Source organism: Tianweitania populi (assembly GCF_014652875.1).
Classification (GTDB): domain Bacteria; phylum Pseudomonadota; class Alphaproteobacteria; order Rhizobiales; family Rhizobiaceae; genus Tianweitania; species Tianweitania populi.
Genome location: NZ_BMZQ01000002.1, coordinates 201,162 through 225,691, shown reverse-complemented (window position 1 = coordinate 225,691; position 24,530 = coordinate 201,162). Strand labels below are relative to the sequence as shown.

The following is a 24,530-nucleotide window of genomic DNA, read 5'->3' as shown; positions in this document are numbered from 1 at the left end:
GGCGACGGCCCGGTTTGCAACAGCTTCTCGCGCGGGATCGATGCTGATCCGGCAAACGGTGGTATTGAACGGCAGACCCACGACTTACCCCGATGTGAGCGAGAGGCAAGCCGACGGAACCAGCTTCTTTGTCACGAATTTAGCTTGTTCAGGGCGCCTTCGATGGAGCTCGGTGAAGACGTGCCAGCAAGCTGCGATGCTTGATCTGCCGAAACAGGCTGCTGGCAGGCAAGAAGGGGGAATGATGTCGAAGCTGTTGAAGCCTGATCTCTGCGTCATCGGCGCGGGGTCCGGCGGTTTGACCGTGGCCGCCGCCGCGCGCGCTTATGGCGTGTCCGTGGTGCTGATCGAGCAGAACAAAATGGGCGGCAATCGCCTGAACTATGGCTGCGTTCCTTCTAAGGCGCTGATCGCGGCCGCTCGACAGGTCCACGATATTCGCCAGGCTAACCGTTTCGGCATTCGCACTTCCGCACCCGAGATCGACTGCAGGGCCGTGCACAAGCATATCCGCGGCGTGATCGACACGCTGGCGCCCAACGATTCCGAACAGCGCCTTCTTCAATCCGGCGCGCAGGTCATCCACGCGCCGGCGCGCTTCTTCGGCAAGGATGTGATCGAGGCCGGCGGCTACACGATCAAAGCGCGGCGCTTCGTGGTGGCCAGCGGGTCATCGCCGCGCGTGCCGCCGATCCCGGGTCTGGACAAGGTCGACTTCCTCACCAACGAAACGATCTTTGAGCGAAAAGACCTGCCGGCAAAGCTCGTTGTTCTCGGCGGCGGATCGGTTGGCGTGGCAATGGCGCAGGCTTACCAGCGGCTGGGGTCGAAGGTCACGCTGCTGGAACTCGGTCGCATCCTCTACAAGCAGGACCTCGATGTCGCCGATGCCGTGGTCTCGGCTTTGAAGAGCGAGGGGGTCGATGTCAGGCAGAACACCTCCGTCACGCGCGTTGAAAAGGGCGACGAGGGCATCCGGCTTCATCTGGAAAGTGCCGGCAAGGCCTCGGTTCTCGATGGCTCGCACCTGCTCGTTGCGGCCGGCCGCATTCCCAACATCAGCGAGCTTGGTTTGAACGCGGCCGGCATCGCTTACTCGCCGGATGGCATCACGGTGGATGAAGGCCTGCGCAGCGTCACCAACTCTCGCGTTTATGCCGTCGGCGATGTGGCGGGCGGACACTCCACCCATGCCGCCAACTATCATGGCGGCCTCGTGCTGCGGCCGATCTTGTTCCGGCTGTCGGCTGAAGTCCGCCACGAGATCGTGCCTCATGTCACCTACACCGATCCCGAAATCGCATCCGTCGGCATGAACGAAGGCGAAGCGCGGGGCAGGGGCATCGAGCATCGCGTGCTGCGCTGGAACATGGCGGACAATGACCGCGCCCAGATCGAGCATGAGACGAATGGCTTCATCAAGGTGCTCGCCGGCAAGAATGGTGCGATCCTCGGTGCGACGATCGTCGGCCGCAATGCCGCCGAGCTGATCCATGTCTGGGCGCTCGCTTTGTCGAAGGGCTTGAGCCTGCGCGACATGACCGACTATGTCGCGCCCTATCCGACAACAGGCGAAATTGGCAAACGCGCGGCAGTCACCTATTTCCAGGAGATGACGCGAAAGCCTGTTCTTCGCGGCCTGCTTGGCGGATTGCGGCTGTTCGGCTAGAGCAGGTCCAGCAAGAGCGCGAAGCGGTTTTGCATCCGCCGCAGGCCTTTGTTGCCCGCGCCTTGAAAGGGACCTTCGATGGCGGATATCGCCGCCAACACCGGGATGGCCGATGCTGCTGGCGCCGCTGCCGCCGCCGAGCGCATCCCTTTTCTGCGCCGGCTGTCCACCAAGCTTCTGATCCTGACGATCCTGTTCGTGATGACGGCGGAAGTGCTGATCTTCCCGCCTACCATCGCCAATTTCCGTATGCAGTGGTTTGAACAAAGGCTGAGCACGGCCGCCGCCATCAGCCTCGTTCTCCTGCGCGCCGATCCCGGTCCGCTGGAAGACGCGGCACAGGAAGATGTGCTTCGCTCCGTCGGCGCCATCGCCATTGCCGTGCGGGAGGAAGGAGAATCTCAGCTTCTGCTGGCAGCCGACATGCCGCCGGAAGTCGATGAGCATGTCGACCTCGACAATCTCGGTCCGGTGTCAGCAATTGGCCGCGCTTTCGATACGCTGATCTTCGGCGGAGACCGCGTTTTGCGCGTTTATGGCCATGTCGGTGACAGCGAAAAGCAGTTCGAGCTGATCATCCGCGACAATGATCTGAGGCGAGCGATGCTGGTCTACGCTCGCAACATCGTGCTTTTGTCCTTGCTGATCTCGGTGTTTACCGCCGGTCTCGTCTTCTTCACCATCTTGCAGATGATGGTGCATCCGATCCGGCGCATGCGCAATTCCATGCGCGACTTTGCCGACCAGCCGGACAATCCCGGCCGCATCATCCAGCCGCGGGCGCGCGACGACGAGCTGGGTTCGGCCGAGCGCGGTTTGTCGGCAATGCAAAGCCAGCTTCAGCGACAGCTTGGCGAACAAAAGCATCTGGCTGATCTCGGCCTCGCCGTGTCGAAGATCAATCACGACATGCGCAACATCCTGGCTTCGGCCCAGCTGATGTCGGACCGTTTGCGCGCCGTGCATGATCCGGCCGTTCAAGCCTTCGCGCCCAAGCTCGTGCGCACGCTGGACCGCGCCGTGTCCTACTCCGAGGATGTGCTGGCCTATGGCCGCGCCCAGGAAGCGCCACCGACCCGCCGTCTGGTTCGCCTGCATCAGTTGGTGGAAGATGTCAGCGAACTCTTGGGCATCGAGCCGGACGGTCCGCTCGAATTCATCAATGCGGTTGATCCCGCGCTCGAGATCGATGCCGATGCCGATCAGCTGTTCCGCATCCTCAATAATCTCTGCCGCAACGCCCTGCAGGCTATGGCGGCAGATGCGTCTTCGGCGGTGGTTTCGCGCCTGACTGTTTCGGCCGAGCGCATGGGAACGGTATGCCGCATCACCGTTTCCGATACCGGGCCCGGCCTGCCGGAAAAAGCCCGCCAGAACCTGTTTGCTGCCTTCCGGGGATCGGCGCGCAGCGGCGGCACGGGTCTTGGCCTGGCCATCGCGCAGGAGCTTGCGCGCGCCCATGGCGGCACGATCGAACTGGTGGAAAGTGTCGGCGGCCGCACGGTGTTCGCGATCAGCATCCCCGACCAGCCGGTGCGGCTGGACGATGTGCGCGCGGCCATGCGCAACAGCGGCTAACTAGGCCGCCTTGCCGCTCAGTTGCTCTTTGAAGGATGCAATCAGGCTGATGAGATGGGGTTCGTCGACCAGCATCTGCGCCTGTTGCGGGCTGACCCAGGCGCGTTCACGCTGGCCCCGTTCGCGAAATTGCGAAAGTTCTTCGGTCACCCGCAGCCCGAAAACCGTAACGGTCACCGGCACGAAGATCGTCTTCAGCCGCTTCCAATAGGCATAGCTTCCACGCGGTTCGACATCGACCTCGCCAACGAGCCCAGCTTCCTGCTTGGCCTCGACCGCTGCCGCTTCCCAATCCGCCTTGCCCTTCATCGGCCAGCCCTTTGGAATCACGAAGCGTTTGGTTCCGCGCGATGTCAGCAACAGGATCTCGAGGCCGCTCTCGCGCTCCCGGTAAGGGAGCACGGCAACCTGACGGATCGTCTTGCCCTTCTTGACGAGCGCCTTGGCTCGTTTCTCTTTCATAGTCGCCATCGAATCTTAACCGGCTAAGGACCTCCTTCTCACGATCTTGCCCATGATGTGCAAGGTCAGATGTTAAACGATGAACGCGGTGACGGCGTAAAAGATCGCGGCGATCAGCGCGGTGACGGGAATCGTAATGACCCAGGCAACAACGATGTTGCCGGCGATGCCCCACCGCACGGCCGAAACGCGGCGTGCAGCCCCCACGCCGACGATCGCGCCTGTGATCGTGTGGGTGGTGGATACGGGAATGCCGAGCCAGGTCGCCATAAAGATTGTAATAGCGCCGCCGGTTTCCGCGCAGAAACCCTGCATGGGATTGAGACGCGTGATCTTGGAGCCCATCGTATGAACGATGCGCCAGCCACCGAACAGGGTGCCCAGCGCCAGCACGCTTTGGCACGACAACACCACCCAGAGCGGCACATAGAACGTGTCTCCGAGCAGCCCTTGCGAATACAAGAGCACGGCGATGATCCCCATCGTCTTCTGCGCATCATTGCCGCCATGGCCCAGCGAATAGAGCGAGGCGGAAATGAACTGCATGATGCGGAAGGTGCGATCGACCGCAAAGGGGGTGCTGCGCACGAACACCCAGGCGACGATCAGCACAAGCACCAGCGCAAGCACGAAGCCGGTCGCCGGCGAAAGAACAATGGCGGCCGAGGTTTTCAGCAGCCCCGACCAGACGATTGCGCCGCCGCCGGATTTGGCGACGCCTGCTCCAACCAACCCGCCGATCAGCGCATGCGAACTGCTCGACGGAATGCCGAGCCGCCAAGTGACGACGTTCCAGACGATCGCACCCATGAGGGCGGCGAACACCACGGTCGCATCGATCGTATTGGCGTCGATGATGCCGGTGCCCAGCGTTTCCGCCACATGCAGGCCGAAGAACAAGAACGCGATGAAGTTGAAGGTCGCAGCCCAGAACACCGCATATTGCGGCCGCAGCACGCGAGTGGAAACGATGGTCGCGATCGAATTGGCGGCGTCGTGCAGCCCGTTCAGGAAGTCGAACAGGAGAGCGACACCGATCAAGCCGACGAGCAGCGGAAAAGCAAGCGTGGCGTCCATGCGCTAGACGTTCTCGATCACGATGCCGCTGATTTCGTTGGCGACGTCTTCGAACCGGTCCGCCACCTTTTCCAGCTCGGCATAGATCTCGTTGCCGATAAAGAAGCGCATCGGCTCTGTGCGGCCATGGGTCTGGTAAAGCAGCTTGAGGCCGCGATCCTGCAACTCGTCGGACTCGCCCTCAGCCGCCAAAATCTGCTCGGCTAGCTCGTTGAGGCGCTGCGCATTGGCGCTGACATTGTTGAGGAGAGGGATGGCTTCGGCGGTCAGTTCAGCGGCCCGCACGATGGTCTTGCCCATGTCCTGCATCAGCGGCTCGAAGGAGCGCTGCTCAAACAGCGTCACCGTCTTCACCGTCTTGCGCATCGTATCGATCGCATCATCCATGGACTGGATGAGATCCTTGATGTCGTTGCGGTCGAACGGCGTGATGAAGCTCTTGCGCGTGGCTTCCAGCACGTCGCGGGTGATCGCGTCGGCTTCGTCTTCGAGCCGCATGATTTCCGCGCAGTGATGATCGACATCGACGCCTGACAGCATGGCATCGAGCGACTTGGCGCCAAGGATCAGGGTCTGCGAATGCGCAGCAAACAGATCGAAAAAGCGGTCCTCCCGGGGAAGGAGGCGTCTGTACCAGCTCAGCATCGGCTTTCAGTCCCTTTGGCGGCCAGCCTGTACTCTGCCTGGCCCATGTTCTCCCCGTCGTTGTCTGCAATGTGAGGGAGCCGTCAAGCGTGAACACGCCTCTAAGTTATTTTCCGGCTAAATTTTTCCTTTCCACAAAGAAGGACAGGGGGATGCATTTTGCAACGAACCCTTTCAGCTTTGTTGCGTTAGCTCCCCGACCGATCCGCATCGGACAATTGAGAAGAAGGAGAAACGCCATGAGTGTTTTCGACAAGATCAAAAATGCAATCTGGGGCACGGCCCATGCAGCTCCTGCACCGAAGCCCGCCGCAGCGCCTGCGCCGGCAGCCCCTTCCGCTGCCCCGGCTGCACCAGGTAGCGCACCGACGGCAGGCACTGGCGCAACCGCGACGCCAACGGCCGGCACCGCTGCTCCGCAGAGCACGCCGGCCGCTGCACCAACTGCCGCTCCGAGCGCCGCACCGTCCGCAGCCCCGCAGGCCGGTGGCGCATCGCAGCAGGCGGAAGTCGACGTGTCGGCTATCCTGGAAGCGGCTGTTGCCAAGAAGGGCGAGAAGCTCGATTGGCGCCATTCGATTGTCGACATGATGAAGGCGCTCGACCTCGACAGCAGCCTGACGAACCGCAAAGAACTCGCCAAGGAACTGAACTACACGGGCGACACCAACGATTCCGCCACGATGAACATCTGGCTGCACAAGGCGCTGATGAAGAAGCTCGCTGCCAATGGCGGCAAGGTTCCGGCTGAACTGACGGACTGATCCCCGTCATTATACAGTCTTAGGAAAGGGCGCGGCCGTTGAAGTCGCGCCCTTTCGCATGAAGATTTGCGGGAAGAAGTGCCGGCGCAAGCTCTGGCAGGTACAACGCCAGCCGATCAGGCATGCGGGTGCGCAAAATCTTGGTAAATTTTTCACCAATGTCTGATTTCTAAGAGGGTACACGCTGCACCGCTGCGGCGGGGTAGTGCAACATATACAGTGGAACTCTGTTCTGGGCGAAGCGATGCACAAGGTGGTCCAGCCTGCCGGTCTTCCCGACCGCCGCCGTCCGTTGCGCACCGTTCTGCTTGCCTGCACCAGCCTTGCTGCGCTGAGCGTCACAGGCATCACGGTGGCGGGCGCCGAACCCTTCGCCATGTTGCCATCCGACAGCCCAACAGCGGCTGCGACACCTGTCGCCATGACGCCCTTCGCCATGCAGGCGTCGGATGTTTCGGCAGCAGCCGTTGCCAACGAAACGATCTACGAGGGCGATCAGTCGGCCGGCGATGCGTCACTCGCCACGAGCGGAAACGATGCCGTGATCTTCCGCGACCAGGCGACCGCGTCGTCCGCTGAAATCATCAACAATGGCGGCTCAACCCGCTTCGAGGATAACAGCACTGCTGCATCCGCTGCCCTGACCGCCAATGAGAGCGGCGCCATTCGCTTTGGTGACAATGCTACGGCGGCCGACAGCCGAATCGTCGTCAATGGCGGCGGTTCGCTCGGCTTCGATGGTCAGGCGACGGCCGGCGATGCCTTTATCACCACCAATGACGCCGTGCGCTTCAGCGGGCAGTCCACGGCCGGCAATGCGCAGATCACCGTCAATGAAAGCGGCACGGTAAGCCTTGCCGACCAATCCAATGGCGGCATCGCGCGGATCGCCAACAGCGGCACGACCGCGCTGGAAGGCAATGCTTCGCTGGCTGGCGGGCAGATCACTAACAACGAAACCGGCAGCGTCACCTTCCGCGACCAGGCAAGCGCCGGCACCACGGCCTTTATCGGCAATTCCGGTGCGGTGCGCTTCGAAGACGCAAGCACGCTCGGCTCTGCGGCGCTGACCAACAACACGGCCGGTTCGGTCGCCTTCACCGGCGCATCGACCGCCGCGGACGGCTTCATCTCCAACAGCGGCCAGCTGTCTTTCGCCGATACGAGTTCGGCTGGCACATCGGCAATCGTCGGCAACGCCAGCGGCACGATCGGCTTTGCGGGCGACAGCACGGCAGCGCAGGCGGAAATTGCCAGCGCCGGCGATGTCACCTTCGCCGAGCGGGCAACGGCCGGCGCCGCGTCGATAACGATCGGTGATGGCGCGACCGTCAGCTTCTCGGATGCGACATCAGGCGGAACGGCAACGGTCCAGCTCGATGCCGGCGCGACGCTCGACATCCGCAATGCACAGAACACGATCGGCCTCAACCAGCTGACCGGCGCGGGTGCTGCCCGCCTCGGCGCCAACACGCTGGCGCTTGGCGACGATACGCCGCTCACCAATTTCGATGGCACGATCAGCGATGATGGCGCTGGCGGCGGCTTGATCAAGCGCGGCACGGGCACGCTCAACCTGTCCGGGACCAGCGATTACCACGGCGCGACGATTGTGCAAGACGGTATGCTCGAAGCCGGCCGCGAAAACGCCTTTGCACCTTTGTCCGCCTTCACAATCGACGAGCCGGCGACGCTGGCTTTGGCCGACTTCAACCAGACGATCGGCTCACTGGCGGGTGCCGGCACGGTCGATCTCGTGGATGCGGTTTTGACCACCGGCGTCAATGACGGCACGACCACCTTCTCCGGCGTTCTGGCTGGCACGGGCGGCGTGGTGAAAAACGGCGCGGGCATCTTCACGCTATCCGGCACCAACACCTATTCCGGCCAGACGCTGGTGCGCGCTGGTCGCCTAACCGTTGACGGCAGCATCGCGGCGTCCGACGTGACAGTGGATGCCGGAACGAGCCTGTCCGGCCTCGGCACGGTCGGCTCGGCCCAAATAGCCGGCACGCTGGTGGCGCAGGCCGCCGGCCCCTTCACGGTCGCAGGCGATTTGACGCTCGATCCCGGCGCGATCTTCGCCGTGGAACTAGACGGCGCGCGTTCCGGCCTCGTGAATGTCGGCGGCGATGTTTTCGTCAATGGCGAACTGCAACTCACCAGCCAGAACCGCGCGGCAGCTGGCGATTACCGCTTTCTTGCGGCGGGTGGCACGGTCAGCGGCAGCTTCGACAGCATCTCCGCTAACTTCGCTTTCCTCGATCCAAGCGTGCTGTATGGCGCGTCCGATCTCACCTTGCGCCTCGAACGCAACGCCATCGCCTTCCCGGATGTCGCACAAACCCGCAACCAGCGCGCCACCGCGACCGCGATCGAAGCGGGCGGCGTCGGCAATGCGCTGTATGATGCCACCCTGCCGCTGACGGCTGACCAGGCGCTCACCGCCTTCGATCTCCTGTCCGGCGAAGCGCATGCGCAGGTGCTGGATGTGATCGCCGATGTTCAGCGCAACAACCGCTGGGCGGTGCGCAGCCATCTGGCGCAGGCCGAAGGCGCTGGCGTTTGGGGCGAAAGCGGCTATGTCGACAACGATCTTTCGGGCGACGGCAACGCCGCGGATGCCCGCTCGCGCGGCCCATGGCTGTCCGCCGGCGTCGACTTCGAGCCGTATAACGATGTGCGCCTAGGCTTGGCCGGTCACTACGGCAGAACCGACTTCGACAATCGTGCCCGCGCCAGTTCCGGCGACATAAACAGCATCGGCATCACCGCTTACGGCGATTGGCGACACGGTCCCTGGCGTCTGTCGGGCGGTGCCGATTACACCAGCCACGACATCGATCTGCGGCGCGGCACGGCCGTTGGCGACCTGTCCGGCACGGCCCGCAGTGATTATTCAAGCTGGACAAGCGGCGCCTTCGCCGAAATCGCCTATTCAGCGGACCTCGGCGGTGTTGATGTCGAGCCCTTCGCCGGCATCTCCTGGACTACCGCACAGGGTGGCAGCTTCTCGGAAACCAGCGCCGGTGCCGCCAACCTCGTTTCATCCGGCTCCGACTATGACCGCACCGATGCCGATATCGGCCTGCGCATCAGCCGCGCCTGGCAGCTGAACACCGACCTGATCGTCAAGCCGAGCCTTTATGCTGCCCACAGCCGCCGCCTGAGCGGCGACGCTCCTTCCAGCACTCATTCCTATGCCGGCGGCATGCCCTTCACCGTCTATGGCAGCAACAGTGGCGAGAACACCGGCACGGTTGAAGCTCGCCTGGACCTCGCCTTCCGCCAGCAGTTCGACGCCGCCGTGTTCTACCGCGGCAGCTTTTCCAACGATGATCAAATGCACACCGTTGGCGGCGCGCTGAAGGTCGGCTTTTAGCCGGCAGATTATTCCGCCCTATCTGTCATGAAATCGTGTTGAAGCCGCGATAGGAGAACCTATCCGGCTTCTGTATAGGTCGAGCCGCCATCATTTCACTGAATGGATTCCATCGATGCGTCTGCTTCTTGCCACCGCTTTTCTCGCCGCCGCAGCGCTGCCCGCCTTCGCCGCCGACGGCAAGCTCGTGCTTTACACCAGCCAGCCCAACACGGATGCGCAAGCGACGGTGGACGCCTTCAAAGCCGCCAATCCCGGTGTCGAGGTTGAGTGGGTGCGCGATGGTACGCCGAAGATCCTCGCCAAGCTGCGCGCCGAGATCGAAGCCGGTCAGCCGCAGCCCGATCTGCTCTTGATCGCCGACGTCGTCACGATGGAAGGCTTGAAGGGCGAGGGCCGTTTGATGGCCTACCCAGATGCCAAGACCGACGGCATCGACGCCTCCTTGGTCGACAAGGACAAAACCTATTTCTCGACCAAGCTGATCACCACCGGCATTGTCTATAACACCAACGCGCCGATGAAGCCGACCAGCTGGGAGGACCTCACCAAGCCGGAAGCCAAGGGTCAGGTTGTGATGCCGAGCCCGCTGACTTCGGGTGCGGCCATGATCCACACCGTCACGCTCACCGGCAATCTGAAGTCCGGCTGGGACTTCTATTCCGCTCTGGCCGAAAACGGCGCGCAGGCGGCCGGCGGCAACGGCGACGTGCTGAAATCCGTATCAGGCGGCGACAAGCTTTACGGCATGATCGTCGACTACATGCCGATCCGCGAAAAGGCCAAGGGCGCGCCGGTCGAGTTCGTCTTCCCCGCCGAAGGCGTGTCGGCCGTGACCGAGCCGGTCGCGATCCTGTCCACCGCCAAGAACCCGGATGCTGCGAAGGCTTTCGTCGACTTCATGCTGTCGGAAGAAGGCCAGAAGCTCGCCGTGAGCCAAGGCTATATCCCAGCCCGTGCGGATGCTGGTCTGCCTGCCGGTTATCCAGACCGCGCGTCGATCAAGGTCCTGAACTACGACGCCGCTGCCGCCCTCAAGGACGACATGGCGAACAAGGAAAAGTTCAGCGACGTGATGGGCCAGTAAGCGGAACCCGACACTGTCCGAAGCCTCTCTCCCCACTCCGTCCCTTCCCACTCGGGCGGGCGCCGCATCATCGCAGCGCCCGTCCGGCTTGTCTGCATCATCGCGGCTCGGCGGCTGGGCGCCGGTGGTGCTGGTGCTGCTCGTGGTGGGCGTGCTTAGCATCCTGCCGATGGGCCGGCTGCTTGTTGCGGCCCTTGCCCCCGGCGGCGAAATCGATCTTACCGCATTCTGGGAACGCTTGACCAAGACGGCGACGCAGCGCGCTTTGTGGCGCACGCTGGACACCGCCTTCTTCGGCGCCGTTGCTGCCATGGTGATCGGCGGACCGTTTGCGGTGGCCATCGCGCTGACCGACATGCCCGGACGAAAGATCCTCGGCTTCCTGCTTCTTCTGCCCTTGATGATCGCGCCGCAGGTGACGGCTTTGTCATGGCTGCATCTGTTCGGCCCGTCTTCGACGCTGCTCGGCATGCTGGGCCTGGCGCCCGCACCCGGCACGCCGAACCCGATCCTCGGCCGCAACGGCATCATCCTCCTTTACGGCGTGCAGCATGCGCCGATCGTGTTCGTGACGCTGCGTGCCGGCCTGTCGCGCATCCCCGGCGATCTCGTCGAAGCCGGTCGCGCATCGGGTGCCTCGCAGCTGCGCGTATTGCTGACGATCGTGCTGCCCTTGATGCGCCCCTATCTGCTAGCGGCGGCGGCTCTCGCCTTCGTGTCGGGCGTCGGTAATTTCGGCATTCCGGCTCTGCTCGGCATGCCCGTGAACTACCTGACCCTGCCGACTCTGATCTACCAGCAGATGGCAAGCTTCGGACCCGGCGTGCTGCCGCAGATGGCGAGCCTTTCCGTGCTGATCGCCGCTTTGGCCCTGGCCGGCGTCGCCTTGCAGACGCTGGCGTCGCGCCATCGCGCGGCCCGCTATGCCGGCGGCAAGCCGGCGCGTTTCGCGTTGGGCCATTGGCGCATCGCAACGGCGATCTTTGCCTGGTTGGTGATCGCCTCCATCCTTGTGCTGCCCATGCTGGCACTCATCACCACCGCGCTCGTGCCGGCCTTCGGTGTGCCGCTGACGGCGGAAACCGCGACACTCACAAACTTTGCGGAAGTGCTAACGCGCCAGGCCTCCACCATGCGCGCGTTCCGCAACTCGATCCTGCTCTCGGGCGCTGCCGCCCTTCTGCTGGCGCTCGGCGTCATTCCGGTTGCCCTCGTCATGGAACGGTTCAGCCGGAGAAAACAGCGCCTGCTGCAAGGCGCGATCGACCTGCCTTATGCCGTTCCGGGCATCGTGTTGGCCATCGCCTGTATCCTCTTGTTCCTGCGCCCGCTGCCGCTGATCGGCAGTCTGTATGCAACGGCCGCCATCATCCTCATCGCTTATCTCATGCGCTTCTTCACCCTGGCGCTGAAGCCGGTCACCACCGCCGTCGCCCAGATCCCCGCCGATCTCACCGAAGCCGCGGCCAGTGCGGGTGCGGGATCGCTGCGAAGGCTGATTACCATCGTCGTGCCACTGGTCGCTCCCGCAGCCGTCGCCGGCGCGCTGCTGGTCTTCATGAGCGCCTTCAACGAACTGACCGTGTCGGCGCTGCTCTGGTCGAGCGGCAATGAAACGCTGGGAGTCGTGCTCTTCAGCCTGGAAGAAGCCGGCTTGGGCACGCATGCGGCAGCCATCGCTGTCGCCAGCATCGTCATGGTCGTGGCCATGCTGGTTGCGCTCGACCGCTTCGCCAAGCGTCTGCCGGCCGGCGTTCTGCCCTGGCGCTAACCCTTCGCCGCCGGGATGATCCAGGCGTCATGAACGGCGATCTTCACCGCCGTTCCCGGTGAAACCGCAGTGCGATGATCCACCTTGACCTCGCCGCTGTCCTTGGCAAGCTTGATGCGAAGTTCATGCACCGGACCGCGATAGGTCGAGGACAGAACCGTGCCCGGCACGCCGTCATCGGCAAGCGCCAATCCTTCGGGCCGCAGCAACACATTCACTGCCCCGTCCGGCGCGCCGCTCGAACGCGCAACGACCGTGTGGCCGCCGATCTGAACGCGGCTTTGGTGCTGATCGCTGTCCCAAGCGAACGTCGGCACGATCGCACCACGACCGACAAAGCGCGCCACGGCGACATCCGCCGGCTGATGATAAACATCGCCCGGCTCAGCAAACTGCAACACGCGACCTTTTTCCAGCACCGCGACACGATCCGCCATCGCCAGCGCTTCGGCCTGATCATGCGTGACATAAACGATCGTCGCGCCGGTGCGCTGATGGATGTCGCGGAACACGTCCACCATGGTCGCGCGCAGATGCATATCGAGATTGGCGAGCGGCTCGTCGAACAGGATGATGCCGGAATTGGCGATCAAACAGCGTGCCAACGCCACGCGCTGCCGCTGACCGCCGGACAGCTCATCGATGCGCCGGCTCTCATACCCGCCGAGCCCGACAATATCGAGCACCTCGGCCACCCGCCGGGAAACGGTCGCGCGATCAACCCGCTGCGTCTTCAAGGGATAGGCAACATTGCCGGCCACATCCATATGCGGCCACAGCGCATAGGATTGAAACACGATGCCAATGCCGCGCTGCTCAGGCGGAACCATCGTCTTGGCATCGGCGATCACCCGGCCATCGAAGGTGATGGAGCCTTCATCCGGCGCTTCGAACCCGGCGATCAGCCGCAACAAGGTCGTCTTGCCGCAACCCGAGGGCCCGAGCAGGGCTGTGAACGAGCCGGGCGCGAGCGTCATCGAAACATGATCGACCGCCCTTGTCGTTCCAAAAATGCGCGATAGGCCATCGAGGCGAAGTGTCGTCAATAACCGATCCATCCGGCTTCGGGAGAAGGTGCCAGCTATGACCGCCGTGTTTGACGGTCACATGACAGGGGCGATGCCGCAGAGTTGCGGCATGCTCTGCTCCCTGCACTTAATCGCGGCAACGCCTATTGTCGACGCTGGACGCTATGCTCTCATGCCAGCGATCCGCTCACCGCTGCCGGTGCAGCACCATGCCCGCATGGTGGAGCGTGTTCATATCGACGAAGTCGCCATCGGCCGTGAAGCCGGTGTCGTCCCAATAATCGATATGCGTGCCATGCACCGCGTAACGCCCCTGATAGGCGCTTTCGCGTGGCCCGCGCGCTTCGTCGTAGCGATTGTCTGGAAGGAGTTCGTGGCGGATGATGCCGTCCGCCGTGACCCACATGCCGACATAAGGATGATCAGACATCGTGTGATCTCCCTCAATGCGGCGAGCGCGTCGGGCGCACGATGATTTCGCTCACGTCGACGTCATCCGGCTGTTCCAGAGCAAAGCGCACCGCACGGCCGATCGCATCGGGAGAAAGCGCCACGGAGCGCCAGGTCTTCATGGCCTCTGCCGCGACGGGATCGGTGATGGTGTCCGCCAACTCGCTTTCCACCACGCCGGGATGGATGCAGGTAACGCGGATGTCCTGGCTTTCCTGGCGCAGCCCGTCGGAAATCGCCCGCACCGCGAATTTGGTGGCGCAATAAACCGCTGCCGTCGGCGATACCGAAAGCGCGCCCACCGAGGCGATGTTGATGATGTGGCCTGCGCGCCGCCCCGTCATCTCCGGCAACACGGCGGCGATGCCATAGAGCACGCCCTTGATGTTCACATCCACCATCCGATCCCATTCCTCCACCTTGAGCGAAGCCATGAGCGACAGCGGCATCACGCCGGCATTGTTGACGATGGCGTCGATTGACCCGAACGCGTCGCGCGCCGCCTTGGCAAAGGCTTCCACGTCCGCACGGCTGGTGACGTCGAGCCGGTGGGTCAGCACCTTCGAGCCGGTCGCGCGTAGCTCTTCGGCCAGCGCCTCGATCCGGTCGGTGCGGCGCGCGCCCAGAACGAGCGTTGCACCTGCCGCCGCGAGTTCGCGCGCAATGCCGGCGCCGATGCCGCTGGATGCGCCGGTGATAAGGACGGTTTTGTCCGCAAGGTTTGAACTGTTCATGGTGGTCTCCTGTTTGGTGAGCACAGGAGGTAGACCGGGCCAGGCGGCGCAACAATTTGCCAGATCGTGACGTCACTGGTAACAAGCACTTACCAATGAGCATCGATCTTGCCGGCATCAACACCTTCCTTGCTGTGGCCGAAGCTGGCAGCCTGACCGCTGCCGCGCGGCGGCTCGGCGTTTCACGACCGGCCGTCAGCCAGTCCCTGCGCCGCCTCGAAGACCGGCTCGGAGTCACGCTGGTTCAACGCACCACCCGAAGCGGCAGCCTGACCGAAGCGGGCGCGGAACTCTACGCGCGGCTGGCGCCGGCCATCGCCGATGTCGCGCTCGCGCTGGATGATGCGAGGGACAGTCTGAAGCGGCCGAGCGGTCTGCTGCGCCTTGCCGTATCGTCCATCGGCGAGCGCTTCCTTTCCGGCCCGCTGCTGGCGGGCTTCGTGGAGGCTTATCCCGAAATCCAGATCGACGTGACGGTGACGGACGAGGAGTTCGACATCGTGGCGCGCGGCTTCGACGCCGGCGTGCGGCTGGGCGAAGTGCTCGAACAGGACATGATCGCCATTCCGGTTTCGGGCGATCAGCGGCATGTGGTGGTCGCCGCGCCGGCCTACCTCGAACGGCATGGCCGTCCCGTGCATCCGCGAGACCTCGTGGATCATCGCTGCATCGGCTGGCGTCCGGAGCCGGAGGTCGCGCCCTATCGCTGGGAGTTCACCGAAAATGGCCGCGACTTCGATGTGGCAGTTGCTCCCACGATCACCACCAACGACATGCGGCTGATGCTGCGCACCGCGCTTGCCGGCGGCGGGCTGACCTTCGGCGTCGAAGAAACCTTCCGGCCCTATCTCCAAAGCGGCGAGCTGGTCGCGATCATGGAAGAGTTCTGCCCACCATTCCCTGGCTTCTTTCTGTACTTCCCCCAGCGCCGCAACCTCGCGCCCAAGCTGCGGGCGCTGGTGGATCATGTGCGTTTCAAGCGGTCATGAGGAGCGGTCGCGCTGCTGACATAATGAACAGGGAAAGGCGGCTGGCTCGGCGTGGCGCGCCCGATGATTGGAGACCGTGCATGAACCCTCTCGCTTCCCTGCTTTGTGCAGCCATGATGGCGCTGTCGATTGGCACCACTGCGCAGGCCGCCGACGATGCCGTGGTGAGCAAGGCGCGGGAGATCGAAACGCGGCTGAAGGCGCGGGTCGGGCTGGCGATCTACGATACGGGCAGCGACAAAACTTGGCTCTACAAGGCCGACGAACGCTTCCCCATGGCCAGTACCTTCAAGGTGCTTGCTTGCGGAACGCTGCTGCATAAGGCCGACCAGGGCCAGCTCAAGCTGACTGATACGGCCACCATCACCAAGGCCGACATGATCCCTCATGCTCCGGTCACGGAAAAGCTGATCGGCCAGAAAGTCGGCCTCGGCGATCTTTGTGCGGCCACGATGCGCACCAGCGACAATGTTGCGGCCAACAAGGTGCTGGACGGCATCGGTGGCCCTAAGTCGGTCACGTCCTTCATGCGCAGCATCGGCGACGAGGTTACGCGTCTGGATCGATGGGAGCCTGATCTGAACGAAGGCAAGCCCGGTGACAAGAAGGACACCACTTCGCCTGCTGCCATCGCTAAAGCCGTGCGCGAACTGGTTCTCGGCAACACGCTGTCTGCCGCATCACGCCAGCAGCTGACCACCTGGCTGGTTGAAAACGAAGTCGGCGGACCGCTGCTTCGTGCCGGCCTGCCTGGGATTTGGCGCATCGGCGACCGTACAGGTGCCGGCGGTCACGGCACGCGTGCCGTGGTGGCCGTTATCTGGCCGACCGACCATGCGCCACTCGTCGCGGCGGTCACCATCACGCAAACCGACGCCACGATGGATGCGCGCAATGCAGCCATCGCCGAGCTTGGCAAGGCGCTCGCGTCGGAAATTGCTGCGAAGTGACTGCTACTCCGCCGCGTCCCGCTGCGCTTCATCCGGCGCGTCGGGGTGGCCAGGGGCGGTTTCGCAGTTGAGATCCGGGAAGGCGAGCACGCGGCGGCCGTGGAAATCGGTGCGCACCACCAGCAGCCCGCGTTCCTCGAAATAGCTGAGGAGGCGCCGCGCCCGGCGCGCCGAATGGGTGCCATAAGCGCGCGCCAAAGTGGCATCGGACGGTGAGGGGTCCTTGTTGACGGCAGCCCTCGCGATCATCAGGAACACGCCCTGCAGATCGTCCGGGAGCGCTTCCGAAAGGCTCAGCGCGGTTGTCCAGGCTTCGCCGCCCGAGCGTTCATCGACGCCCGCGCGCGCAACCGCCAGACGGCGGCGAAAGCCTGACAATGGCAGAGGCTCGCCCGGCACACGCCGAATACGGCAGCGCACGAGAAAATCCTGATACAATACGGCATCGGAGCGGAAGGCGGCGTCCGGGTCTTCGATGATCTCGCGCAGCACCGTGTCGATGCCCGCTTCGCGCTCGGCCTCGTCGATAATCGCGAACACCGGCTCGGCCACGGGTTCCGGCGCAGGTTTCGGCCGCGACAGCTGCGCCAGGAGGTCGGCAGTGGGTATTGGCTTCGGCGGCTGCTTGCGCAGGATCGGGCTGGTTTCATCGGGGCCGGGCGTGAAGATCAGATCGCTGGCATCTTCAGGTGCTTCCGGCAGCGGCGTCAGCTTCGGACTGGATGAACGTGCCGAGGTTTCCACGGCCCCGATGGTGATCGGCAGCGGCCGGCGTGACAAAGCGGGTCCGAGCGCAACGAAGTGGCCGCGCGCCAGATCGCGGAACTGCTCGGCCTGCCTGCGGTCCATGCCCAGCAGATCGGCGGCGCGCGCCATGTCGATATCCAGGAATGTGCGGCCCATCAGGAAATTCGAGGCTTCCGCCGCGACGTTCTTGGCAAGCTTGGCCAGCCGCTGCGTGGCAATCACGCCGGCCAGACCGCGCTTGCGGCCGCGGCACATCAGGTTGGTCATGGCGCCGAGCGAAAGCTTGCGCGCTTCGTCCGAAACCTCGCCCGCGACAGCCGGTGCAAACAGCTGCGCCTCGTCCACCACGACAAGCACGGGATACCAATGATCGCGCTCGGCATCGAACATGCCGCCGAGAAAGGCGGCTGCGGCACGCATCTGCTGCTCGACATCGAGGCCTTCGAGGTTGAGTACTACGGACACGCGATGTTCGCGCACACGGCCGGCGATGCGCGTCAGTTCGGCTTCGGTGCGCGCGGCATCCACGACCTGATGGCCGAATCGGTCCGCCAGAGTCACGAAGTCGCCTTCGGGATCGATGATGCATTGCTGCACCCAGGGCGCGCTTTGTTCCAGCAAACGGCGAAGCAGATGCGACTTGCCGGAGCCGGAATTACCCTGCACCAGCAGGCGTGTTGCCAGCAATTCTTCGAGATCCAGCTCGGCGGCGGCACCGCGAGCCGCAGCGCCCATATCGATGTTGACCTTCATCCAGCGCCCCTTCTGAGGCAGTCCCATAGCATCCAGCGCCGGCGAAGGCGAAAGATCGCTGCGGGATTCCCACAGGCACGATGGCGCAGTTGGCTTAGCGCTTCTGCTGTGCGCGCCACTCGGCAAACAGCGTCAGGTTGGTCTCGTCGGTGGCGGGATAAAGGCCGGTGATCGTGTGGCCCTGTTTGACGCGTTCCACCACGAAGTCCTCGTAAGCCGTCATTTCCACGGCCTCATCGGCAATCTCGTCGGCAATGTCTGCCGGGATGACGATCACGCTGTCGTCGTCGCCCACGAGCACATCGCCCGGGAACACCGCAACATCGCCGCAGCCGATCGGGCCGTTCAGCTCGATCGCTTCATGCAGCGTCAGGTTGGTCGGGCTCGAGGGCCGGTTATGATAGGCGGGGATATCCAGTTCGCCGATCACCATCGAGTCGCGAAAGCCGCCGTCGGTCACCACGCCGGCACCGCCGCGCATCATCAGCCGGGTGATGAGGATGTCGCCGGCACTTGCCGCGCGCGGGTCCTTCCGACTGTCCATGACGAGCACGCAGCCTTCCGGACAGGTCTCGATCGCCACGCGCTGCGGATGTTTCGGATCGCGAAACACGCTCATCGGGTTGCGGTCTTCGCGGGCCGGAATGTAGCGCAGGGTGAAAGCCGGCCCGACCATATTGCGGCCTTTGGCGCGCACCGGCCGCACATCCTGGATCGTCTGGTTGCGCAAACCGCGCTTGTAGAGCGCCGAGCACAAGGTCGCCACCGACACGCCCATCAGCTTCTCGCGTGTCCCTTCGTTCATCGTGGTCATGTCAGATCCCTAATTGATCACCGGCTCGCCCACCGGACGGCCGAATTCGCTGCGCAGGAAGTCGAAGTCGCACCCCTTGTCAGCCTGCTCGATATGTTTGGAGAACATGAAGCCATAGCCGCGCTCATAATGAGGCTGCGGCGCAATCCAGGCGGCCCGGCGCGCTTCCAGTTCGGCTTCATCCACCTTCATGTCGAGCCGCCTGTTGGGAACATCCAGTTCCACGAGGTCGCCGGTGCGCAGCAGAGCCAGCGGCCCGCCGACATAGGCTTCCGGCGCGACATGGAGAACACAGGCGCCAAACGACGTGCCGGACATGCGGGCATCCGACAAGCGCACCATGTCACGCAAACCGAGCTTCATCAGCGCCTTCGGCATCGGGATCATGCCCCATTCCGGCATACCGGGTCCGCCCTGCGGTCCGGCGTTGCGCAGCACCAGCACCGTGTCGGGCGTCATGGGATAATCGGGATCGTCGATGATCTTCTTGAGTTCAGCATAGCTGTCCGCAACCAGCGCCGGGCCGACATGCCTGTGGAACTTCGGATCGCAGGCGGCGGGCTTGATCACCGCGCCATCGGGACAAAGATTGCCCTTCAGCACCGCCAGCGATCCTTCGCGATAAACCGGATTGGAGAGCGGACGGATGACGTCCTCGTTGTAGATCTTCACCTGGTCCAGCCCGTCCGTCAGCGGCTTGCCGGTGACGGTGATGGCGGAAGGATCAAGCTTGTCGCCAAGCTGCTTCATCAGCGCGCGCAAACCACCCGCATAATAGAAGTCCTCCATCAGATAGGTTGTTCCGGACGGCCGGATGTTGGCGATCACCGGCGTGGTGCGGCCGACCCGGTCGAGATCATCCAGCTCGAGCGGAATACCGGCCCGTCGCGCCATGGCGATAAGATGGATGATCGCGTTGGTGGAACAGCCCGTCGCCATGGCGACCGTCACGGCATTGGTGACGGATGTCGGCGTGATGATCTTGTCGGGTGTGAGGTCTTCCCACACCATGTCGACGATCCGTCGGCCGCATTGCGTCGACATGCGCTGGTGGCCGGCATCTGCGGCGGGAATGGAGGACGCGCCCGGCAGCGTCAGGCCCATGGCTTCGGCGATAGCCGTCATGGTGGACGCCGTTCCCATCGTCATGCAATGGCCGTAGGACCGCGCAATGCCGCCCTCGATGCCGGTCCATTCTTCCTTGGTGATCGTGCCGGCGCGCCGCTCGTCCCAATATTTGAAGCCGTCGGTGCCCGAACCCAGATACTTGCCGGCATAATTGCCGCGCAGCATGGGGCCTGCGGGCAGGAAGATGAAGGGGATATTCATCGAGGTCGCGCCCATCACGAGGCCCGGCGTGGTCTTGTCGCAACCCCCCATCAGCACCGCGCCGTCGATCGGATGCGAGCGCAGCAGCTCCTCCGCCTCCATCGCCAGCATATTGCGGTAAAGCATGGTGGTCGGCTTCACGAAGTTTTCCGACAAGGACAGCGCCGGCAATTCCATCGGAAAACCACCTGCCTGCAGGATGCCGCGCTTCACCCACTCCACGCGGTCCTTGAAGTGCATGTGGCAAGGCTGCGCGTCCGACCAAGTGTTCAGGATGGCGATGATCGGCCGTCCTTCCCAGTCGGCGGGATCATAGCCCATCTGCATGGTACGGGAGCGATGGCCAAACGAACGCTGATCGTCCGGCACCATCCAGCGGGCCGAACGTAGCTCTGCATAGGTCTTGCGCTTAGACATGATGAATAGTCCTCCCGTTTGATCCCGGGTGCTTCGAAGCCTTGCGGAATGTCGGCAATAAGCCGCTCATTCCTTCATGCCCCATTTGAGGATCGTGTGGCGTTCCAGCGTCTGGAACACGAGATTCTCGACGATGAGGCCGATGACGATTACGGTAAGTAGGCCGGCGAACACGGCCGGAATGTCGAGCAGGTTGCGGTTCTCGAAAATGAACCAGCCCAGCCCACCTTGGCCCGAAGACACGCCGAATACCAGTTCCGCCGCGATCAGCGTGCGCCAGGCGAAAGCCCAGCCGATCTTCAGGCCGGTCAGGATCGACGGGAAGGCTGCCGGCACGAGGATGCGGGTGACATAGGCAAAGCCGGTCAGCCCGTAATTTGCGCCCACCATGCGCAAGGTGCGCGACACGCCGAGAAAGCCGGCATGGGTGTTCAGCGCGACCGCCCAAAGCACGGAATGAACCAGCACGAAAACCAGGCTCGACGCTCCAAGCCCGAACCAGATCAGCGCCAGCGGCAGAAGCGAGATGGCCGGCAGTGGATTGAACATCGCGGTCATCGTTTCAAGGAAATCGGTGCCGATCCGCGTATTGATGGCGAGCACGGTGAGAAGGGCGGCCAGCAGTGTACCGACGGCATAGCCCATCAGGAGAATGTTCAGCGTCGTGCCGATGCGTGCCGGCAACGTGCCATCAGCAAAACGGTCGACCAGCGTCGTCAGTGTATCTGAGAGGGTTGGGAACAGCAGTGGGTTGTCGAGATAACTGGCATAGATCTGCCAGATCGCGGCGAGCACCAGGATCAGAAGCGTCTTGCGGACGGCGCCGATACCCCAAATGAGTTCAACGGGCCCGAGCTTCTGTTCCACCGCCGCCATGTGGGCGCCGGTCGTACCGGCAATGGCGCCGGCATCGGCAAGGAGGATCTGCGGTTTCGCCATGGCGCTTACTCCCTGTGACCGGGTTCAGAGAAAAGAAGGTCGTGAATTTCGCGCTCCAGCGCGCCGGCGCTGCCGTCTTCCACGTTTGCCTGATCGACATCCACCACCCCGGCCTTCACCCTCCCCGGATGCGGCGACAGAAGCAGGATGCGGTTGGAGATCTTGATTGCCTCGGCAATGGAATGGGTGACGAAGATCACGGTGAACTTCGTGTCTTCCCAAAGCTGCAGCAGTTCGTCCTGCATCTGGCGGCGCGTCAGCGCATCGAGTGCGGCGAACGGTTCGTCCATCAGGAGAATGTCGGGCTGCATCGCCATGCCGCGCGCGATCGCCACGCGCTGCTTCATGCCGCCGGACAGCGTATGCGGATAGCTGTCGACAGCGCGCGTCAGCTTGACCTTGTCGATATAGGAGCGCGCGAGGTCTTCAGCTTCCTTGGCCGGCAACTTGCGTGCGACGGTGAGCGGAAACATCACGTTTTCCAGCACCGTCTTCCAGGGCATCAGCTGGTCGAACTCCTGAAACACCATCATTCGGTCAGGTCCGGGCTTGGTGACCTGCCGGCCGTTGATGTGGATCTCACCGGCCACCGGCTTCATGTAACCGCCCACCGCCTTCAACAGCGTGGACTTTCCGCAACCGGACGGACCGAGCAGCACAAAGCGGTCGGACTGGCGCACGTCGAAGCTGACATTCTCGGTGGCGGTGATCAGCAGGTTCGGCGTCTTGTAGCGCAGCGTGACGTTGCGGACGCTGAGCAGCGGCGGCGCAGTGGTGCCCGCAACAGGCGCGGGGCCGGCCGGAGACGCGACGGCTTGAAGCATGGGTTCGACCTCTCGGAACTGCATTCACGGTAAGAACGGGCCGGCGTCGAGCGCCGGCTCCGTGTGAGGCTTGAAGCCCGGGGCTCAGTTGCCGTCGAGGTCGGCCGATTCCGGCAGGTAATAATCGGTCCAGGCCGATGGCATGGTCTTCAGCGTGCCGATCTTGTGGAGATGGGTCGCAAAGGCCATCGTGCCCTGAGGGTCGGTGCGGAACTCGTCCATCATGTGCGGTTCCTGCATCATGGCCATCAGGTCCTCGATGGAGGTCTTGTCGCCCGACACCGACTTATAGGCTTCAAGCGCGGTTTTCGGATCGGCCTTGATCTTCTCGATCGCTTCCTTCGTGGCTTCGCGAACCGCCTTGATGATCACCGGGTTCTTTTCGGCAAAGTCGGTGGTCGTGAAGAAGGTCGCCTGCGTCAGCGCGGTGCCGAGGATTTCGCGCGAATCCGTGACCTTATGCACCCCCTGCTGCTTCAGCTCGGTGTACTGGAAGGGCGGGGCGGAAAAGTGGTTCTTCACTTCATGATTGGCATTGGCGATGGCTGCCACCGCATCGGGATGGCCAAGCTGCACGGTATTCGGGTCGAACTTCTTGACCTGATCGTCGCCATACTTCTTCGCCGCCTCCATTTGCAGCAGGATTGCCTGCGTCGACACGCCGACCGTCGGCACCGCGATCTTGTCCTGCGGGCCGATATCATCGAGCGATTTGATGCGCGGATCGTTGGACACCATGATCACCGGCTGAGCCGAGCTCGTGATGATGCCCTTCACCTTGCCGCGGGTGCGATCCCACAGCAGCAAGAGGTTGCCGGTGCCGGTGTTGACGATATCGACGCCGCCAGCCAGCAGTGCATCGGTCTGGGCGCCGCCGCCCGAAAAGGTGCGCCATTCCACCGTGACGTCTTTGACGCCGTCTTCCGCAGCGTGCTTCTCGATTAGCTTCTGCGTCTCCATCAGGTGGCTGGCGAGGTAAAGAATCCCGGGCTGGCGCGTGATGGAGATGTCGGTCTTTTCCTGGGCCGTGGCGCTCGTAGCACCACCCACGATCAGGGCGAGTGCGGCCAGGCCGTTAAACAGCGTTTTCATGGATGATCCTCCCGTTAACGGCGGCGGACGCCGTCCTGCCTCGCTGCAGGTCCGCTAAAGATACACTAAAACATCAGTGCATCAACCCTGCATCCTCTGCTAGGGTGATGGCGACGCAGGAGATTCTGAACACGATGCGGAAATCGACGATCAGCCTCGACCGCTCTCGGCAGGTGGCGGTGCAGGTGCACGAGATCCTGAAAGAGCGGATCCTGTCGGTGATCCTGACGCCGGGAACTGTGCTGTCGCGGCTTTCGCTGCAGGAGGAGTTCGGCGTCAGCCAGACCCCGGTTCGCGATGCGCTTTTGCGTCTGCAGGAAGAAGGCCTGGTCGATATCTTCCCGCAGCACGCGACCCTGGTGTCGCGCATCGATGTCGCCCATGCCCGGCAGGCGCAGTTCCTGCGCTTGTCCATCGAGCTGGAAATGGCCCGCCGCGTAGCTTCGGAGACACCGGACGAAACTGCCGATGCCCTGGCCGAGATCCTCCGGCAACAGGAACACGTCGCCAACCCCGCGACCTATGACCGGTTCGACGCGCTCGACCGCGATTTCCACCGCGTTCTGTATGATCAAAGCGGCAATGCCGGCCTGTGGCGGGTGATGCGGGCGCAGTCCACCCATCTCGACCGCCTGCGCCGCCTCAACCTACCCATGCCCGGCAAGATGCAGGCCGTGCTCAGCGATCACCGCGCCATCGTGGATGCCATCCGCAGCCGCAACGCCGGTGGCGCGGCCGAAAAGGCGATGCGCCAGCATCTGTCGGGCACGCTGGCGATTGTGGATGCCATCACCGCCAAGCATCCGGAATTCATCGTCGAAGACGAGCGCGATCTGCCGGAAGCGGCTTTGATGGCGGGGTGACACGTGGCTAACGCTGCCGTCTGGCAGCGTTCTGCCAAAAGCTTGCATTCCGCATCCGTCAGAGCGCGGCTGCGAAAGGGCGGCAATGAACGAGCAAACCCTTGTGGAGGGCAAGGCCTTTCGACTTGGGCTTGAGCGTTTCAGCGCCGATGTCAGCTTGCAGTCT

General features: G+C 63.3%; 20 protein-coding genes and 1 pseudogene. 9 read left to right on the top strand and 12 right to left on the bottom strand.

Annotation, left to right across the window (positions count from 1 at the left end; genetic code table 11):
• Nucleotides 1–241 precede the first annotated feature (241 nt).
• Nucleotides 242–1,669, top strand: a complete 1,428-nt coding sequence (locus IE166_RS10370) for a dihydrolipoyl dehydrogenase family protein (RefSeq protein WP_308430523.1) — start codon at nt 242–244, stop codon at nt 1,667–1,669.
• 78 nt (nt 1,670–1,747) lie between these two features.
• Nucleotides 1,748–3,247 carry a sensor histidine kinase gene (locus IE166_RS10365; RefSeq protein ID WP_189503575.1) on the top strand — a complete coding sequence of 500 codons (1,500 nt, stop codon included), beginning with the start codon at nt 1,748–1,750 and terminating at the stop codon, nt 3,245–3,247.
• Here the strand turns inward: IE166_RS10365 and IE166_RS10360 are convergent, their stop codons facing one another.
• The 3 genes from IE166_RS10360 to IE166_RS10350 form a co-directional block, all read right to left on the bottom strand.
• A complete protein-coding gene (locus IE166_RS10360; protein ID WP_308430522.1) occupies nt 3,248–3,709 on the bottom strand; it encodes an NUDIX hydrolase in 462 nt (153 codons plus the stop codon).
• Nucleotides 3,710–3,781: 72 nt separating this feature from the next.
• Nucleotides 3,782–4,786, bottom strand: a complete 1,005-nt coding sequence (locus IE166_RS10355; protein ID WP_189503571.1) for an inorganic phosphate transporter — start codon at nt 4,784–4,786, stop codon at nt 3,782–3,784.
• A 3-nt stretch (nt 4,787–4,789) separates the two neighbouring features.
• Complete coding sequence (locus tag IE166_RS10350) at nt 4,790–5,431, bottom strand: DUF47 domain-containing protein (RefSeq protein ID WP_189503569.1); 642 nt, start codon at nt 5,429–5,431, stop codon at nt 4,790–4,792.
• 239 nt (nt 5,432–5,670) lie between these two features.
• Here IE166_RS10350 and IE166_RS10345 point away from each other — a divergent pair, with 239 nt between their 5' ends.
• The 4 genes from IE166_RS10345 to IE166_RS10330 all read left to right on the top strand — a co-directional run bounded on the left by IE166_RS10345 (nt 5,671) and on the right by IE166_RS10330 (nt 12,435).
• On the top strand, nt 5,671–6,195 hold the full coding sequence (locus tag IE166_RS10345; protein ID WP_189503567.1) for a DUF3597 domain-containing protein: 525 nt from the start codon (nt 5,671–5,673) through the stop codon (nt 6,193–6,195).
• Between the two features lie 244 nt (nt 6,196–6,439).
• Complete coding sequence (locus IE166_RS10340) at nt 6,440–9,577, top strand: autotransporter outer membrane beta-barrel domain-containing protein (protein WP_189503565.1); 3,138 nt, start codon at nt 6,440–6,442, stop codon at nt 9,575–9,577.
• Nucleotides 9,578–9,692: 115 nt separating this feature from the next.
• Complete coding sequence (locus tag IE166_RS10335; RefSeq protein ID WP_189503563.1) at nt 9,693–10,664, top strand: ABC transporter substrate-binding protein; 972 nt, start codon at nt 9,693–9,695, stop codon at nt 10,662–10,664.
• A gap of 169 nt (nt 10,665–10,833) precedes the next feature.
• The gene (locus IE166_RS10330; protein ID WP_189505825.1) at nt 10,834–12,435 is read left to right on the top strand and encodes an ABC transporter permease; all 1,602 of its coding nucleotides are present in this window, start codon (nt 10,834–10,836) and stop codon (nt 12,433–12,435) included.
• Here IE166_RS10330 and IE166_RS10325 read toward each other — a convergent pair.
• From IE166_RS10325 to IE166_RS10315, 3 genes and pseudogenes are all read right to left on the bottom strand, one after another.
• Nucleotides 12,432–13,481, bottom strand: coding sequence for an ABC transporter ATP-binding protein (locus IE166_RS10325; RefSeq protein WP_189503562.1), 1,050 nt, complete (start codon nt 13,479–13,481; stop codon nt 12,432–12,434). The two genes, IE166_RS10330 and IE166_RS10325, sit on opposite strands and share 4 nt — an antisense overlap.
• Before the next feature lie 169 nt (nt 13,482–13,650).
• Nucleotides 13,651–13,893, bottom strand: a pseudogene (locus IE166_RS10320) (Atu4866 domain-containing protein); the annotation flags it as partial.
• 13 nt (nt 13,894–13,906) lie between these two features.
• Entirely contained in the window at nt 13,907–14,647 is a 741-nt protein-coding gene (locus IE166_RS10315) for an SDR family oxidoreductase (RefSeq protein WP_189503558.1), read from the bottom strand.
• Nucleotides 14,648–14,742: 95 nt separating this feature from the next.
• Here IE166_RS10315 and IE166_RS10310 point away from each other — a divergent pair, with 95 nt between their 5' ends.
• Together IE166_RS10310 and bla are read left to right on the top strand one after the other, a co-directional pair.
• The gene (locus IE166_RS10310; RefSeq protein ID WP_189503556.1) at nt 14,743–15,636 is read left to right on the top strand and encodes a LysR family transcriptional regulator; all 894 of its coding nucleotides are present in this window, start codon (nt 14,743–14,745) and stop codon (nt 15,634–15,636) included.
• An 80-nt stretch (nt 15,637–15,716) separates the two neighbouring features.
• Nucleotides 15,717–16,586: a class A beta-lactamase gene (bla, locus tag IE166_RS10305; RefSeq protein WP_244641440.1), complete on the top strand. Its 870-nt coding sequence runs from the start codon at nt 15,717–15,719 to the stop codon at nt 16,584–16,586.
• 3 nt (nt 16,587–16,589) lie between these two features.
• Here the strand turns inward: bla and IE166_RS10300 are convergent, their stop codons facing one another.
• The 6 genes from IE166_RS10300 to IE166_RS10275 form a co-directional block, all read right to left on the bottom strand.
• Entirely contained in the window at nt 16,590–18,086 is a 1,497-nt protein-coding gene (locus IE166_RS10300; RefSeq protein ID WP_189503554.1) for an ATP-binding protein, read from the bottom strand.
• Nucleotides 18,087–18,180: 94 nt separating this feature from the next.
• The gene (locus IE166_RS10295) at nt 18,181–18,891 is read right to left on the bottom strand and encodes a ribonuclease activity regulator RraA (RefSeq protein ID WP_189505821.1); all 711 of its coding nucleotides are present in this window, start codon (nt 18,889–18,891) and stop codon (nt 18,181–18,183) included.
• Nucleotides 18,892–18,909: 18 nt separating this feature from the next.
• The gene (araD, locus tag IE166_RS10290) at nt 18,910–20,646 is read right to left on the bottom strand and encodes an L-arabinonate dehydratase (protein WP_189503552.1); all 1,737 of its coding nucleotides are present in this window, start codon (nt 20,644–20,646) and stop codon (nt 18,910–18,912) included.
• Between the two features lie 66 nt (nt 20,647–20,712).
• The gene (locus IE166_RS10285) at nt 20,713–21,585 is read right to left on the bottom strand and encodes an ABC transporter permease (RefSeq protein ID WP_189503550.1); all 873 of its coding nucleotides are present in this window, start codon (nt 21,583–21,585) and stop codon (nt 20,713–20,715) included.
• A gap of 5 nt (nt 21,586–21,590) precedes the next feature.
• A complete protein-coding gene (locus IE166_RS10280; RefSeq protein ID WP_189503548.1) occupies nt 21,591–22,409 on the bottom strand; it encodes an ABC transporter ATP-binding protein in 819 nt (272 codons plus the stop codon).
• An 84-nt stretch (nt 22,410–22,493) separates the two neighbouring features.
• On the bottom strand, nt 22,494–23,501 hold the full coding sequence (locus IE166_RS10275) for an ABC transporter substrate-binding protein (protein WP_189503546.1): 1,008 nt from the start codon (nt 23,499–23,501) through the stop codon (nt 22,494–22,496).
• A gap of 134 nt (nt 23,502–23,635) precedes the next feature.
• Between IE166_RS10275 and IE166_RS10270 the strand changes: the two genes are divergently transcribed.
• Nucleotides 23,636–24,364 (top strand): GntR family transcriptional regulator, encoded by a 729-nt coding sequence (locus tag IE166_RS10270; protein WP_189503544.1) that lies wholly within the window; start codon nt 23,636–23,638, stop codon nt 24,362–24,364.
• Nucleotides 24,365–24,530: the final 166 nt, after the last annotated feature.

Excerpts from the sequence above, each read along its gene's own strand:
- IE166_RS10370 (WP_308430523.1), top strand. The coding sequence starts at position 242 with ATGATGTCGAAGCTGTTGAAGCCTGATCTCTGCGTCATCGGCGCGGGG.
- IE166_RS10365 (WP_189503575.1), top strand. The coding sequence starts at position 1,748 with ATGGCGGATATCGCCGCCAACACCGGGATGGCCGATGCTGCTGGCGCC.
- IE166_RS10360 (WP_308430522.1), bottom strand. The coding sequence starts at position 3,709 with ATGAAAGAGAAACGAGCCAAGGCGCTCGTCAAGAAGGGCAAGACGATC.
- IE166_RS10355 (WP_189503571.1), bottom strand. The coding sequence starts at position 4,786 with ATGGACGCCACGCTTGCTTTTCCGCTGCTCGTCGGCTTGATCGGTGTC.
- IE166_RS10350 (WP_189503569.1), bottom strand. The coding sequence starts at position 5,431 with ATGCTGAGCTGGTACAGACGCCTCCTTCCCCGGGAGGACCGCTTTTTC.
- IE166_RS10345 (WP_189503567.1), top strand. The coding sequence starts at position 5,671 with ATGAGTGTTTTCGACAAGATCAAAAATGCAATCTGGGGCACGGCCCAT.
- IE166_RS10340 (WP_189503565.1), top strand. The coding sequence starts at position 6,440 with ATGCACAAGGTGGTCCAGCCTGCCGGTCTTCCCGACCGCCGCCGTCCG.
- IE166_RS10335 (WP_189503563.1), top strand. The coding sequence starts at position 9,693 with ATGCGTCTGCTTCTTGCCACCGCTTTTCTCGCCGCCGCAGCGCTGCCC.
- IE166_RS10330 (WP_189505825.1), top strand. The coding sequence starts at position 10,834 with ATGGGCCGGCTGCTTGTTGCGGCCCTTGCCCCCGGCGGCGAAATCGAT.
- IE166_RS10315 (WP_189503558.1), bottom strand. The coding sequence starts at position 14,647 with ATGAACAGTTCAAACCTTGCGGACAAAACCGTCCTTATCACCGGCGCA.
- IE166_RS10310 (WP_189503556.1), top strand. The coding sequence starts at position 14,743 with ATGAGCATCGATCTTGCCGGCATCAACACCTTCCTTGCTGTGGCCGAA.
- bla (WP_244641440.1), top strand. The coding sequence starts at position 15,717 with ATGAACCCTCTCGCTTCCCTGCTTTGTGCAGCCATGATGGCGCTGTCG.
- IE166_RS10300 (WP_189503554.1), bottom strand. The coding sequence starts at position 18,086 with ATGAAGGTCAACATCGATATGGGCGCTGCGGCTCGCGGTGCCGCCGCC.
- IE166_RS10295 (WP_189505821.1), bottom strand. The coding sequence starts at position 18,891 with ATGAACGAAGGGACACGCGAGAAGCTGATGGGCGTGTCGGTGGCGACC.
- araD (WP_189503552.1), bottom strand. The coding sequence starts at position 20,646 with ATGTCTAAGCGCAAGACCTATGCAGAGCTACGTTCGGCCCGCTGGATG.
- IE166_RS10285 (WP_189503550.1), bottom strand. The coding sequence starts at position 21,585 with ATGGCGAAACCGCAGATCCTCCTTGCCGATGCCGGCGCCATTGCCGGT.
- IE166_RS10280 (WP_189503548.1), bottom strand. The coding sequence starts at position 22,409 with ATGCTTCAAGCCGTCGCGTCTCCGGCCGGCCCCGCGCCTGTTGCGGGC.
- IE166_RS10275 (WP_189503546.1), bottom strand. The coding sequence starts at position 23,501 with ATGAAAACGCTGTTTAACGGCCTGGCCGCACTCGCCCTGATCGTGGGT.
- IE166_RS10270 (WP_189503544.1), top strand. The coding sequence starts at position 23,636 with ATGCGGAAATCGACGATCAGCCTCGACCGCTCTCGGCAGGTGGCGGTG.